Below are 12,343 nucleotides of genomic sequence, written 5' to 3' on the forward strand. Positions count from 1 at the left end.
CAAAAACCGTTGCACACTTTTCGGAATGCGCTTTAAGCTTTCCCGATAAGATTACAGGGAAACGTCATGACCATCGACCGCCGCACGCTTCTGTCCGCAGGCCTGACATCCGGTCTGATTGCCACCTCTGCCGGTGCCGTTCATGCGACGACGCCACAGGAGGTCATGGGCCTGCCCGATACCACCGAATATATAGATCTGTGGCCCAAGGGCCCCGCAGGCCGCCTCAACCCGGCCCTGACCGAGACGTCTCCGGCATCGGGTGAACCTGCCATGCGCCGCACCTCCGGCATCGTCAATCCGCGCATGGCGGTTTACCGGCCGAAGACTCCAAACGGCAGCGCCATGCTGATCATTCCCGGCGGCGGCTACCGCATCGTGTCGATCGACAATGAGGGCCATTACATCGCGCGCTATCTGGCGGCCGCCGGTATCACCGCCTTCGTCCTCTTCTATCGCCTGCCCAACGAAGGGTGGGCCAATCAGGCCGATGTGCCTCTGACCGACGCCCAGCGCGCCATGCGTCTGATCCGCGCCAGAGCCAAGACCTACAACCTTGATCCGCAGAAGGTCGGCGCCATGGGGTTCAGCGCCGGGGGGCATCTGTGCTGTTCGCTGGCCACACGCTATGCCGCCTCCGTCTATACAGCGGTCGATGAAGCCGATGCACTCGACGCCCGCCCTGTCCTGTTTGCGCCTGTCTACCCGGTCGTCTCCATGCGCCCGGGCATCACCCATACGGGATCGCGCGACAACCTGATCGGGGCGACCGCCGAAGAAGCGAAGCTGGCGCTATATTCAACCGACGAGCAGGTCACGACCCAGACCCCGCCCGCCTTCATCGTCCATGCCGAGGACGACAAGACGGTGCCGGTGGAAAACAGCCTGCGCCTGCGCGCCGCCCTGCGCAAGGTCGGGGTTACGGTCGAAACCCATCTTTATCCCGAAGGCGGACACGGTTTCGGCCTGCGCAACCCCAAGGCGCAATGGGGTGAATTGTTCCTCAATTTCGCCAGAGGCCGCGGCCTGTTCAACGGATAAGGCGTTCAGGCGCGTATAATCTATTCGACAAACACCGAAACTTACGCCGCCCCGTGTATGACTCAAGTGTAACAATGTTAAATACGCTTCATGACAGAGGTTTAATTTGACCCACAGGACTATGTGCGGGATTTTTTAGCTCACATAATTGGTGGATAATCTGACCGTCATGCGCGTAACCCTGCTCCTTTTTGCTTTGCTTTCCCTGCCTGGACTGGCCCTGCCCGGACTGGCCCAGGCCGGTGAAGACCGCGTCGAGCTGAAAAACGTCGCGGCGCGCGTGATCGTCATTGCCCAGCCGCGCGCCGATGTCGATGTCCGCGTCAAGGCCGGGACCCGCGCCATGCCTCAGGTGACCGTCGCCCGTCAGAACAATGTCGTTCGTATCAATGGCAATGTCTCCCCCCGCAATCAGTCCTGCGGCGAAACGACCAATATCTTCGCCTTCAATTTCGCCGACAAGAACGTCACCACGGTCAAGGTATCGGGCATGGGACAGGTCAATCTTGGCGACCTGCCCGTCATCTATATCTATGCGCCGGAAAACCTCGAAATCGTCAGCCACGGGGCCGTCTACGGCTCGCTGAACGAGACGAGTTCGCTGAAACTCAGCGTGCATGGCTGCGGCGACTGGCGGCTGGGGCCCGTGCGCGGCGATCTTAAGCTCATGTCGACCGGGTCGGGCAATATCCACGGGCCCAATGCCGGACGGACCGAAATCGTCAGCGGCGGCTCCGGCGACATCATCATGGGCCCGGTGCGCAGCCTCAAGGTGTCGCAATCCGGCTCCGGCGACATCGTCACCGGTCCGGTCGCCGAGGGGCTGTCCGCCGCTCAGGCCGGGTCGGGCGATATGGCGATCGCCTCGGTCAACGGTCCGATCGAGGTCAGTCTGGCCGGATCGGGCGACGTCACCATCGCCCGCGGCCGCGCCCAGACGCTGAAGATCGCCATTGCGGGATCGGGCGACGTGCATTTCGGCGGCGAAGCCCACGCGGTCGAGGCCGCCATCGTCGGCTCAGGCGACATCTATGTCGCGCGCTCCACGGGTTCGGTGCAAAAGAAGGTGCTGGGCTCGGGCGAGGTCAGCATCGGCGGTCGCTGACACTTTTTGGCATATCGCTCTAAGATTACAGAATATCCGCGTCCTTGTCCTTGAGACGCTTGCGGACGGAGGCCCTAAGCACCGATACGCCGATAGTCAGTGGCGCGAGAGCCCATACATAGGCCTTGCGCCACACATTGTCGGCGCGTTTGTTGAAATAGTAGATCAGGCCGATGCCCTTGTTCATTTCCACAAAGATCGGCTCGACCCGCGAGGTGTGGCCTTCGTGGATGACCTCGGCCTTTGGATGGAATAGCACCGTGCCGCCCTTTTTTCGGATACGCCAGCATAGGTCGATATCTTCGACGTGCAGGAAGAAGCGCGTGTCGAAACCGCCCATGCCGAGGAAATCGGCCCGCGCCATAGTGAAGCAGGCGCCGGACACCACCGGAACGCTGATCGGTGCCTCGGGCAGGGGTTGATTCTCCTGATGGATTTCGTATTTCTTAAGGAACGGCAGTAACTTCGACAGTCGCAACAACGAGATAAGCGTCGTCACCGGCGTGACTTCGCCGCGCCGCGCGCCACGCTGTTCGGTCAGGTCCGAATTGAGCACACGCGCCCCGATCAAACAGGGCCGTGGCTGATGGAGGGCGGCTTCTACCATCGCTTCGACCGCGCCAGGGCACAGGTGCGCGTCAGGGTTGAGGAAAACCAGCCACGGCTGCGAGGCCAGTTGCGCCCCCAGATTGGCCGCGCGGGCAAAACCGATATTGCCATGCCCCTGCACCAGCAGGATGCGTTCATAGGACTGGTCCAGTTCGCGCAGCATTTCGGCGGTGTGCTCCGGCGAACCGTTGTCGATCAGCACCAGCTGCCGCACGGCCGGCTCGGCCAGAACGCGCTCGATGCTGTCAAACAGGATTTTGCCGGTGTGATAGGCGATCATGATAACGGTCACACCGCGCGTGTCGCGCGGCGCCACGATCGTTTCCGCCCCCTTGACCAGATCTACAACCTCTTCCGACGCCAGACGCTGCGCTTTAAGCAAATCACGGATCGACGGCGGAAGCGAATGCTGCATTGAAAATCGGCTTTTTAAAAATACGCGTCAGGTTTTTAAATCGGGCGGCAAGCACTCTTGGGTCAGGCGTGTGACGGCGTCGTCCACCGTCAGCAGGCTTTGCCCCTCCTGGCCCAGATAACGCAGGGCCACCTCTCCGGTTTCGGCTTCCTTCCGACCAACGACGGCAATGACCGGCACCTTGGCGAGCGAATGCTCGCGGATCTTGTAGTTGATCTTCTCATTCCTCAGATCGGTGTCAACCCTGATACCGCTTGCACGCAATTTTGCCGCGACCTGTTGCGCATAATCATTAGCATCCGAGGTAATCGGCGCAACCACAACCTGTACCGGGGCCAGCCATAAGGGGAACTTACCCCCGTAATTCTCGATCATGATACCGATAAAGCGCTCGAACGAGCCGAGAATGGCCCGGTGCAGCATTACCGGGCGCTGACGCGATCCGTCCTCGGCGACATATTCGGCATTGAGGCGTTCCGGCAGGACATAGTCGAGCTGGATCGTGCCGCAGGTCCACTGACGACCGATGGCGTCGCGGACCACAAAGTCGAGCTTCGGCGCATAGAAGGCCCCGTCGCCTTCGGCAATGACGGGTTCCACACCTGCAGCACGGGCGGCCTCCAGCATTTGCTGCTCGGCCTTGTCCCAGAATTCGTCGGAGCCCGCGCGCTGTTCAGGACGCGTGGCCAGCGCCACATATTCGGCCTGCATGTCGAGATCGGCATGGACCTGACGGCAGAGACGAATGAACGCCGCCGTTTCTTCGACGATCTGGTCTTCGCGGCAGAAGATGTGGGCGTCATCCTGCGTGAAGCCGCGCACGCGCATCAGACCATGCAAGCTGCCCGACGGCTCATAGCGGTGGCAGGCACCGAATTCGGCCATCCGGATCGGCAGTTCCTTGTAGGAGCGCAGGCCGACCTTGAAAATCTGCACGTGACCCGGGCAGTTCATCGGCTTGAGCGACAGGGTTTCGCCCTCGACCGTCTCGCAGACGAACATGTTCGGGCGGTACTTGTCCCAGTGACCGGACTTTTCCCAGAAGGTGCGATCCAGCACCTGCGGCGTCTTGACCTCGGTATAGCCGGCGGCATCGAGACGGCGGCGCATATAGGCCTCCAGCGTCCGCCACAGCGTCCAGCCGTGCGGGTGCCAGAAGACCATACCCCGGCCCTCTTCCTGCATGTGGAAGAGGTTCATCTGACGGCCCAGCTTGCGGTGGTCGCGCTTTTCGGCCTCTTCCAGACGCGTCACATAGGCCTGCAGGTCCTCTTCCGAGGCCCAGGCCGTGCCGTAGATGCGCTGAAGCTGCGCATTGTTGTGATCGCCGCGCCAGTAGGCCCCGGCCAGCTTGGTCAGCTTGAACGCCTTGCCCACAAAGCGCGAGGACGGCAGGTGCGGCCCGCGACACAGGTCTTTCCATTTATCGCCGTGACGATAGACGGTGATGGTTTCCGTGCCCGGCAGGTCGCGGATGATCTCGGCCTTGTAGTGCTCGCCGATTTCCTCGAAGTGTTTGATGGCGTCGGTGCGATCCCAGACCTCGCGCACGATCTTTTCGTCGCGATCGACGATTTCCTTCATCTTCTTTTCGATCTTCGGCAGATCGTCGAGGCTGAACGGCTCATCGCGGGCGAAGTCGTAATAGAAGCCGTCCTCGATCGCCGGACCGATGGTGACCTGCGTGCCGGGGAACAGTTCCTGCACGGCTTCGGCCAAAAGGTGCGCGGCGTCGTGACGGATGACCTCAAGCATTTCCGGCGCGTCGCGCGTCAGGATTTCGATGGCAGCGCTCTGATTGATCGGGCGGTCGTAATCGTAAAGCTCGCCGTCGAGCTTGATCAGCACGGCCTTCTTGGCCAGCGATTTCGACAGACCCTCCGCCACAGCCCGGCCGGTGGTCCCCGGCTCATAGGATCGAACGGCACCGTCGGGGAACGTAAGGTCTATCATTGTGTATTCTCTCGGTTCATCCCGCCCCTACAACAGGCTAGGATATTTATGTGAGCCGCACCCCTACGACAGGCGTCGGCGGTTAGGTTTCGCTTTTCGGCGGCACCGGATCATATCCGTGACCGCCGCCGGGACGACACCGGCAAATCCGTTTAACCCCCATCCATGACCCTTTTACCGGGCCGTGAACGATCATGGCCTGCGCCGTATATTCCGAACAGGTCGGTAAAAACCGGCAGGCCTGTCCGATAAAGGGCGACAGGGTCAGCTTATAGGCCCTGAGCCCTGCCATCACGGCCTTGGCATAGATGCGGCTCATTCCGCAATACCTTTAAGCGATATGCTGAAAAGTGTGCAGCGGTTTTGACTGCGTCGAACTGCGTTTCAGCTACAATATCGCGACAAAACAAAAAGCTACCGTAAGTCCATAGCGTGTTTGAGGTATTTGCGCGCGCAAGGCAACCGAAAAAGCCGCCTTAAAAAAGACATCACGTCATTATCACATTCATATCACGGAAACGTGAAACGGAAGCGTAAAACGAGGGAAGTGGGATGAAACGTTTAATAATCGTGGCTAGTCTGCTGGCCCTGACGGCTTGTACAAAACCGGCGCAAGAAGCGGCCATGGACAGGTCGATCGTCGGACCGGATATGGAAAAAGCCGGACCGTTCGGGAACTTCCGTCGCATCACCTTTGCCGCCGTTAGGGCCGAAGACACCCCCGCCGATTCGCAACTGATGCGTATAGAACTGGTCAAAGGCCGCGGTGAAGAGGTCGCGACGCTCTATAATCTCCTCTCGGACAGCAAGCCCTATCTGGCAGGCGTCACCTACCACGCCTTTGTGCCGGTCATTGCCGAGACCAATGCCGAGCGTCAGGATTACTGGATCGTCGGCATGAACCTGTCGCGTACCCCCGACCGATCCGTCTATTCCGTCATTCGCTTTACCCATGGCGCAAACTTCACGCCGGGCCAGACGGTGAAGGTCGATTATCTGAGCCTCGACTGTGACGACCTTGAAATCGCCCGACGCCCGGTCGCCTATTTCGCGCCGGAACCCCCTGAAGGCGCTGACGCCAGCGCGTCGGCGGGCGAGGACGCAGCGCCCGCCGAATTACCCGAATTCAAACCCGAGGCTGGAGAATGCGAATTCAACAGCCTGACCGAAGCCTATCGCGTAACCGCTGAGGTGCTGCGCCGTTACGATCAGATCAAGCATTTCGAGGACGTCCCGACGCCGCGCTGGCTGCCCTTGGTCGCGACGATTGAATAAAAAAAGGGCGCCCCATCGGAGCGCCCCTTCTCATTTCAAAGCTGCGTCGGCTTAGAAGCGACGCACATAGGACACCTGAACGGCGTCCATGCTGCCGTCATCCAGTTGATAACGGGTGAAGTCGCCACGAATGCCGTGAACGCCGCCCTTCGGGAAGTAGCGCAGACCGACACTGTAGGCCGGGCCCGTGTCGCTGTCGTCTGCCGAGACATTGCCGCTGGAAGCTTCGACGGAGACCTGCGAGAAGCCCACGCGTCCAACCAGATCGAGGTTTTCGCCGATCGGCGCCGAACCGACCAGATAAATGCCCGCCGTGTGCTTGATCTTCGCATCGACGTTCACCGTACCGACGCGATAGGTCTTTTCCGTGAGGCCGAGGCCGAATTCGGCTTCGACCGCGAAATTGCGGTTGAAGTTATAGCCGCCGGCCGCCTGAATGACGCCGAACTTTTCGCCATCGGCATCGACCTGACCGCCGCCGACCTGAAGATAGGTCGAACCGGCGTCCTGCGCCTGAGCCGAAACAGCCATACCCGCCAGAAGCGCGCTCGCCGCCAAAACCGTAACAATCTTAACCATTTGTTTCCCCATATGTTTTTGTGGAATGGCTTGCCTATCCGACGACCAAGCAAGCGTCAATCCTGAAAAAATACACAACCCCGCATTGCGGCGCACAACGTGCCATTCCGGCCACAGCCCTGTGGATGAACATTTTATGCGCGAAATTTTACGCCCGCACCGCCGCGTCGAGGGCCTGGGCGGTGGCTTCCAGCGCCAGAAGCGTCGAGGCGTGACGGGCGGGGAAATCCTTGACCGATTTGAGGATGGCGAAGTCGGCAAAGCGCTCCGGATAGGCGTAGTCCTCACCCTTGAGCATATGTTTCATGGCGTCGCGCGCGGCGATGATTTCGTCACGCGATGCGCCCACCACGGACTGACTGAGGATGGCGGCGGCGGCCTGCCCCAGGGCGCAGGCTTCGACCTCCTGTGCGAAGCCGGTGACGATGTCGTCGGAGAGCGTCACCTCGACATGGATGGTTGAACCGCACAGCTTCGCGGTCCGGTCGGCGCTGCCGTCGGGGTTCGCCAGCCGCCCGACGTGCCGAAGCTGCGTCGTCCGGCGTAAAATTTCACGGGAATAGAGTTCGTCGATCATGGCCCACTTTCCCTTCGCCCCTCCGGGGAGAAGGTGCCGTCCAATCCGCAGGATTGGCGGCGGATGAGGGGGAGTCGCAGGCACCGTTGCCCCCTCACCCCAGCCCTCTCCCCCGAGAGTCAAGAATTGGGGGGCGAGGGGGTTTACGATTATATCGCCCCTTCCGCCTTCGCCTTCAAGGCCTCGGCGAACTTATCGAAACCCTCGCGCAGGAACTTGCGATAGCGTTTGCCTTCGCGTTCGGACAAAAAGCCTGAAAACTGCGCCCCGATGGTGAAGTGACAGGCATTGTCCGACAGGATTTCGAACTCGTAGAAACGAATCAAAGAGCCTTCGTAGAACTTCTTGGGCACGCGGATATGGATGTGCGACAGCGGCGTCCAGTCCTCGACGAACCCGGCAATCTCCCACGTCCCCAGACCTTCATAATATTCTTCGAAACGCACCGGTGCCCCGAAACCCAGCCGACCTTCGGCGGACCTATGGATCGGGCTCCACGACGGCCAGCTATTGATATCGGCCATGATCTCGTAAGGGGTATCCACCGCCGTGGCGATGCCGATGCGTTTCTCGATTTTCAAAACCATGCCTTAAGCCCCTGTCTTTACCTTCCACGTCGCGCCGGTCGGGCCGTCCATGACCTCGACGTTCAGCGCGTTCAGCTCGTCGCGTATGCGGTCGGCCTCGGCCCAGTTCTTCGCCGCCCGCGCCTCCTTGCGCGCCACCAGCAGCGCCTCAACCTTGGCCGTCAGATCGTCATCGGCGCCGGCCTTGAACCAGGCATCGGCATCGCCTTGCAGCACCCCGAGCAAGGCCCCGGCCGCCAGCAGTTGCGCCTTCAGACGCGGCTTATCGGCAGCTTCCGCCGTCTCCAGCGCATTGGCCAGCACCGACAGTTCCGCCAGAGCCCGCGGCGTCGACAGGTCGTCGCACAGCGCCTCAAGCACCGCATCGGGCACCCCGGCCTCGACCTGTTCGACATCCGCTGCGCGACGCAAGGCCCCATACAAACCATCCAGCCGCTTATGCGTCTGGGTCAGCAGGTCCTGCGTCCAGTCGAGCGGCGCGCGGTAATGGGCCGACAGCAGCGCCACGCGCAGCACCTCGCCGGGGAAGTGCTTGATCAGTTCATGCACCAGTTGCACATTGCCTATCGACTTCGACATCTTCTCGGAATCCATGGTCAGGAAGCCGTTGTGCATCCAGTAGCGCGCATAGGTCTCCTCATTATGGGAATGACCATGTTGCGCACAAACGCCCTGCGCGATCTCATTCTCATGGTGCGGGAAGACTAGATCATGGCCACCGCCGTGGATATCGATCGGCAAACCGAGATTGGCTTCGATCATCGCCGAGCATTCGATATGCCAGCCGGGACGCCCCTCGCCCCACGGGCTTGGCCAGCGCGGCTCGCCGGGTTTCGACGGTTTCCACAGCACAAAGTCCTGCGGGTTTTTCTTATAGGGGGCGACCTCGACCCGCGCCCCAGCGATCATGTCGTCCAGCGAGCGGTTCGACAACGAGCCATAGGCCTTGTACGACTCGACATCGAACAGGACATGACCTTCCGCCGCATAGGCGTGGCCGTTGCGGACCAGCGCCGCGATCTGCGCCACGATGGCGTTCATGTTCTGCGTCACGCGCGGCTGAAGCGTCGGCTCCAGCGCGCCGAGCGCCTTCATGTCGGCATTATATATGTCGGCGAATTTCGAGGTGATGATGTCGATATCGACCCCCTCAGCGATGGCCTTCTGATTGATCTTGTCGTCGACGTCGGTGATGTTGCGGGCATAGACGACGTGCTGCTCGCCGTACAGGGCGCGCAATAGGCGGAACAACACGTCGAACACCACGACGGGTCGCGCATTACCGATATGGGCGTAATTATAGACGGTCGGGCCGCAGACATACATCGTCACGCGTTCGGGGTTTTTCGGAACAAATTCCGTCTTTTCGCGCTTCAGCGTGTCGTTGATCTTCAGTTTCATGACGATTTCGGTTGAACTCTTAAGGCTTTGCCCCATATAGACGCTGCGGCGGCTTACCACCAAGCGAATATGCACCGGAACACGTCCAAAAACGTGTTATATTCGTAAGCTGTTTCAGTTACGGCCCGACCTCGCCCGCGTAGCGAAGAGGTCAAAGAGGGATGCCACGCGTCATTCCGGAGCCTTCGCTTCGGCGCCACTCGGCCCTCCGGAGAAGAGTAGAGAATTATGGACAGTTTTGAACCCGAACACCGCGAATCCAACGATCCGCTGGTCGCCGCCCTCAATGCCACCCGCGCCAAGGGCTTTTCCGAAACCATCAATGTCGAGCGCCCGACCAAGGCGCAGGCCATGGACGCCGTAAAGACTTTGCTGGCCTGGGCCGGTGACGACCCGTCGCGTGAAGGCCTGATCGATACGCCCAAGCGCGTCGTCGAAGCCTACGAAGAGTGGTTTCAGGGCTATCAGGCCGATCCGGCCAAGGAACTGTCGCGCACCTTCGAAGACGTGCAGGGCTATGACGACATGGTCATGTTGCGTCAGATCGACGTCGAATCGCACTGCGAACACCATATGGCGGCGTTCCTCGGCAAGGCCTATGTCGCCTATATGCCGACCTCCAAGGTCGTCGGCATTTCGAAAATCGCCCGCGTGGTCGAAATCTTCTCCAAGCGCCTACAGACTCAGGAAACCCTGACCAAGCAGATCGCCGACGCCCTGGTCGATTCGCTGGCCCCGCTTGGCGTGGCCGTCCTGATCGACGCCGAGCATCAATGCATGTCGACCCGCGGCGTCCATCATAAGAACGTCACCACCGTCACCACGCGCTTCACCGGCGTCTTTAAGACCGATCTGGCGTTGCAGGACCGCTTTATGCGCTTCTGCCAATCCTAAACGCTTGCCGCCCTTGCGTTTCGCATTACCCCGGATACGGGAAATGTCGTAAACTCGTCATGAAGAATTTGTAATCTTGTGTGACCGAGGGGTTTACATTTGCGTTTGAGTTAGCCTAAATCGGGTATCTGAATTTTAGTGCCCGCCTCAGGCGCGGCCTCTAAGGGAGTTAAACATGGGCGCTAAGCTCGGTGGCGGTGGCGGTTCGCGCTATACCGTTGAACAGAATTCCGAAATCAACGTCACGCCGTTCGTTGACATCATGCTCGTGCTGCTGATCATCTTCATGGTGTCGGCGCCGATGGCCACCGTGTCGATCAAGCTCGACCTGCCGCCCGCAATCCCGAACCCCGTTCAAGTCGAACAAAAAGAGCCGGTGTTCATCTCGATTCAGGGCCCGGACGACATCTATATCGGCCCGAACAAGACCTCGCTGGCGACCCTGCCGGGCGATCTGACCGCGGCTCTGGCCTCGGCCAACCCGACCGAAGAGCGCGTTCTGGTCCGCGGCGACGCCGACATCGAATATAACGACTTCATGTCGGTGCTGAACGTCCTGCAGGACAACGGCTTCTTCAAGGTCGGCCTGATCAACGAAGACATCGAGTAGTCTTCGGCGATCCGACGAAAATCCGAACACGCCGGAAGTCCTGCTTCCGGCGTGTTTTTCGTTATAACCCCCTCTCCCTTGAGGGAGAGGGAAGCGCGTAGCGCAGGGTGAGGGGGAAATGTCAGCACCATACTCGTATCCGGCAGTTCCCCCTCACCCGGCCTGTCGGCCACCCTCTCCCTCAGGGAGAGGGGAGATATAAATGACCTCATACGATGACATAGATGATGACCTGCCATTCACCGATACCGGTGAGGTGCTTGAACTGGTCCTCACGCCCGATCTGTCAGGTGACCGGCTCGACCGTGCCCTGCTGCCGCTGCTGGGCGAGATGTCGCGCGCGCGCCTGCAGGCCCTGATCGCCGAGGGCCGCCTGAGCCTCGATGGCCAAGCCGTCACCGACGGCAAGCACAAGGCGAAAGCGGGCACCTATAGCCTCACCATCCCTGCGCCCGTTGCCGCCATCCCCGAACCGCAAGACCTCAGACTTGAGGTACTGTTCGAGGACGCCCACCTGATCGTCATCAACAAACCCGCCGGCATGGCCGCCCACCCTGCCCCCGGTACGCCTGATGGTACGCTGGTCAATGCCCTGCTCTTTCATTGCGGGGACACCCTGTCCGGCATTGGCGGCGTGCTGCGGCCGGGCATCGTCCACCGCCTCGACAAGGACACGTCGGGTGTCATGGTCGCCGCCAAGTCCGACGTCGCCCATCGCGGCCTGAGCGAACTCTTTTCCCGCCACGATATCGACCGCGCCTATGAGGCGCTGGTGCGCGGAACACCGAAATCGCCCAAAGGTACCGTCACCACGCGTATCGGCCGCTCACCGCACGACCGCAAGAAGATGGCCGTGCTGAAAGCCGGAGGCCGCGAAGCCATCACCCACTACCGTGTGCTGGAAAGCTTCGGCACCGCGGCCGCGCGCGTCCGCTGCACGCTGGAAACCGGGCGTACCCATCAAATTCGCGTGCACATGGCGCATCTGGGCTGTCCGTGCCTGGGCGATCCGGTCTATGGTTCGGGAGCCGCCGCCAAACCGGTCGCCGAGGCCCTACGCGAACAGGGTTTCGTCCGTCAGGCGCTGCATGCGGCGCATCTGGGCTTCGTGCACCCCCTTACCGGGGATAAGCTGAGCTTCGAAGCGCCCCTGCCAGAGGATATGGCGGGCCTCTATTCGGCGCTTGAAGGGCTGAATTAGAATTACCAACCGGTTCGCATAAAAATTTTTACTGACGGGGTCTTTATTTCCGAAAAGGAGTCCCTACATGGAAATGGAAGACAAGAGCATATCTTT

13 protein-coding genes are annotated in these 12,343 nt (G+C 60.5%); 6 read left to right on the forward strand and 7 right to left on the reverse strand.

From position 1 onward, the window contains the following. Nucleotides 1-66: 66 nt before the first annotated feature. Nucleotides 67-1,041: an alpha/beta hydrolase gene (locus tag PQU92_RS03980; RefSeq protein WP_272746909.1), complete on the forward strand. Its 975-nt coding sequence runs from the start codon at nucleotides 67-69 to the stop codon at nucleotides 1,039-1,041. A gap of 169 nt (nucleotides 1,042-1,210) precedes the next feature. Next, entirely contained in the window at nucleotides 1,211-2,146 is a 936-nt protein-coding gene (locus PQU92_RS03985) for a GIN domain-containing protein (RefSeq protein WP_272746910.1), read from the forward strand. A 25-nt stretch (nucleotides 2,147-2,171) separates the two neighbouring features. On the opposite strand, the gene PQU92_RS03990 is transcribed toward PQU92_RS03985, so the two are convergent. From PQU92_RS03990 to yidD, 3 genes are all read right to left on the reverse strand, one after another. Continuing rightward, a complete protein-coding gene (locus PQU92_RS03990) occupies nucleotides 2,172-3,170 on the reverse strand; it encodes a glycosyltransferase family 2 protein (RefSeq protein WP_272746911.1) in 999 nt (332 codons plus the stop codon). Between the two features lie 27 nt (nucleotides 3,171-3,197). Then, nucleotides 3,198-5,123, reverse strand: a complete 1,926-nt coding sequence (thrS, locus tag PQU92_RS03995; RefSeq protein WP_272746912.1) for a threonine--tRNA ligase — start codon at nucleotides 5,121-5,123, stop codon at nucleotides 3,198-3,200. 82 nt (nucleotides 5,124-5,205) lie between these two features. Next, the gene (yidD, locus tag PQU92_RS04000) at nucleotides 5,206-5,442 is read right to left on the reverse strand and encodes a membrane protein insertion efficiency factor YidD (RefSeq protein ID WP_272746913.1); all 237 of its coding nucleotides are present in this window, start codon (nucleotides 5,440-5,442) and stop codon (nucleotides 5,206-5,208) included. A gap of 233 nt (nucleotides 5,443-5,675) precedes the next feature. Between yidD and PQU92_RS04005 the strand changes: the two genes are divergently transcribed. Further along, complete coding sequence (locus tag PQU92_RS04005; protein WP_272746914.1) at nucleotides 5,676-6,398, forward strand: hypothetical protein; 723 nt, start codon at nucleotides 5,676-5,678, stop codon at nucleotides 6,396-6,398. A gap of 51 nt (nucleotides 6,399-6,449) precedes the next feature. Here the strand turns inward: PQU92_RS04005 and PQU92_RS04010 are convergent, their stop codons facing one another. From PQU92_RS04010 to cysS, 4 genes are all read right to left on the reverse strand, one after another. After that, the gene (locus PQU92_RS04010; protein ID WP_272746915.1) at nucleotides 6,450-6,977 is read right to left on the reverse strand and encodes a porin family protein; all 528 of its coding nucleotides are present in this window, start codon (nucleotides 6,975-6,977) and stop codon (nucleotides 6,450-6,452) included. Between the two features lie 148 nt (nucleotides 6,978-7,125). Further along, on the reverse strand, nucleotides 7,126-7,554 hold the full coding sequence (locus PQU92_RS04015) for an iron-sulfur cluster assembly scaffold protein (protein WP_272746916.1): 429 nt from the start codon (nucleotides 7,552-7,554) through the stop codon (nucleotides 7,126-7,128). Nucleotides 7,555-7,703: 149 nt separating this feature from the next. Beyond that, entirely contained in the window at nucleotides 7,704-8,141 is a 438-nt protein-coding gene (locus PQU92_RS04020) for an SRPBCC domain-containing protein (protein ID WP_272746917.1), read from the reverse strand. 3 nt (nucleotides 8,142-8,144) lie between these two features. Continuing rightward, nucleotides 8,145-9,542, reverse strand: a complete 1,398-nt coding sequence (gene cysS, locus PQU92_RS04025) for a cysteine--tRNA ligase (protein ID WP_272746918.1) — start codon at nucleotides 9,540-9,542, stop codon at nucleotides 8,145-8,147. A gap of 228 nt (nucleotides 9,543-9,770) precedes the next feature. Between cysS and folE the strand changes: the two genes are divergently transcribed. From folE to PQU92_RS04040, 3 genes are all read left to right on the forward strand, one after another. Continuing rightward, entirely contained in the window at nucleotides 9,771-10,436 is a 666-nt protein-coding gene (gene folE, locus PQU92_RS04030; protein ID WP_272746919.1) for a GTP cyclohydrolase I FolE, read from the forward strand. A 175-nt stretch (nucleotides 10,437-10,611) separates the two neighbouring features. After that, nucleotides 10,612-11,046 (forward strand): biopolymer transporter ExbD, encoded by a 435-nt coding sequence (locus tag PQU92_RS04035; protein ID WP_272746920.1) that lies wholly within the window; start codon nucleotides 10,612-10,614, stop codon nucleotides 11,044-11,046. Nucleotides 11,047-11,248: 202 nt separating this feature from the next. Next, nucleotides 11,249-12,247, forward strand: coding sequence for an RluA family pseudouridine synthase (locus PQU92_RS04040; RefSeq protein WP_272746921.1), 999 nt, complete (start codon nucleotides 11,249-11,251; stop codon nucleotides 12,245-12,247). Nucleotides 12,248-12,343: the final 96 nt, after the last annotated feature.

It is taken from the genome of Asticcacaulis aquaticus (assembly GCF_028550415.1).
In the GTDB taxonomy this organism is placed as follows: Bacteria; Pseudomonadota; Alphaproteobacteria; order Caulobacterales; family Caulobacteraceae; genus Asticcacaulis; species Asticcacaulis aquaticus.

What these genes read in the sequence shown, in the direction of transcription:
- PQU92_RS03985 (WP_272746910.1), top strand. Translation starts at nt 1,211, where the DNA reads ATGCGCGTAACCCTGCTCCTTTTTGCTTTGCTTTCCCTGCCTGGACTG.
- cysS (WP_272746918.1), bottom strand. Translation starts at nt 9,542, where the DNA reads ATGAAACTGAAGATCAACGACACGCTGAAGCGCGAAAAGACGGAATTT.
- PQU92_RS04015 (WP_272746916.1), bottom strand. Translation starts at nt 7,554, where the DNA reads ATGATCGACGAACTCTATTCCCGTGAAATTTTACGCCGGACGACGCAG.
- PQU92_RS04020 (WP_272746917.1), bottom strand. Translation starts at nt 8,141, where the DNA reads ATGGTTTTGAAAATCGAGAAACGCATCGGCATCGCCACGGCGGTGGAT.
- PQU92_RS03990 (WP_272746911.1), bottom strand. Translation starts at nt 3,170, where the DNA reads ATGCAGCATTCGCTTCCGCCGTCGATCCGTGATTTGCTTAAAGCGCAG.
- yidD (WP_272746913.1), bottom strand. Translation starts at nt 5,442, where the DNA reads ATGAGCCGCATCTATGCCAAGGCCGTGATGGCAGGGCTCAGGGCCTAT.
- PQU92_RS04040 (WP_272746921.1), top strand. Translation starts at nt 11,249, where the DNA reads ATGACCTCATACGATGACATAGATGATGACCTGCCATTCACCGATACC.
- thrS (WP_272746912.1), bottom strand. Translation starts at nt 5,123, where the DNA reads ATGATAGACCTTACGTTCCCCGACGGTGCCGTTCGATCCTATGAGCCG.
- folE (WP_272746919.1), top strand. Translation starts at nt 9,771, where the DNA reads ATGGACAGTTTTGAACCCGAACACCGCGAATCCAACGATCCGCTGGTC.
- PQU92_RS04010 (WP_272746915.1), bottom strand. Translation starts at nt 6,977, where the DNA reads ATGGTTAAGATTGTTACGGTTTTGGCGGCGAGCGCGCTTCTGGCGGGT.
- PQU92_RS03980 (WP_272746909.1), top strand. Translation starts at nt 67, where the DNA reads ATGACCATCGACCGCCGCACGCTTCTGTCCGCAGGCCTGACATCCGGT.
- PQU92_RS04035 (WP_272746920.1), top strand. Translation starts at nt 10,612, where the DNA reads ATGGGCGCTAAGCTCGGTGGCGGTGGCGGTTCGCGCTATACCGTTGAA.
- PQU92_RS04005 (WP_272746914.1), top strand. Translation starts at nt 5,676, where the DNA reads ATGAAACGTTTAATAATCGTGGCTAGTCTGCTGGCCCTGACGGCTTGT.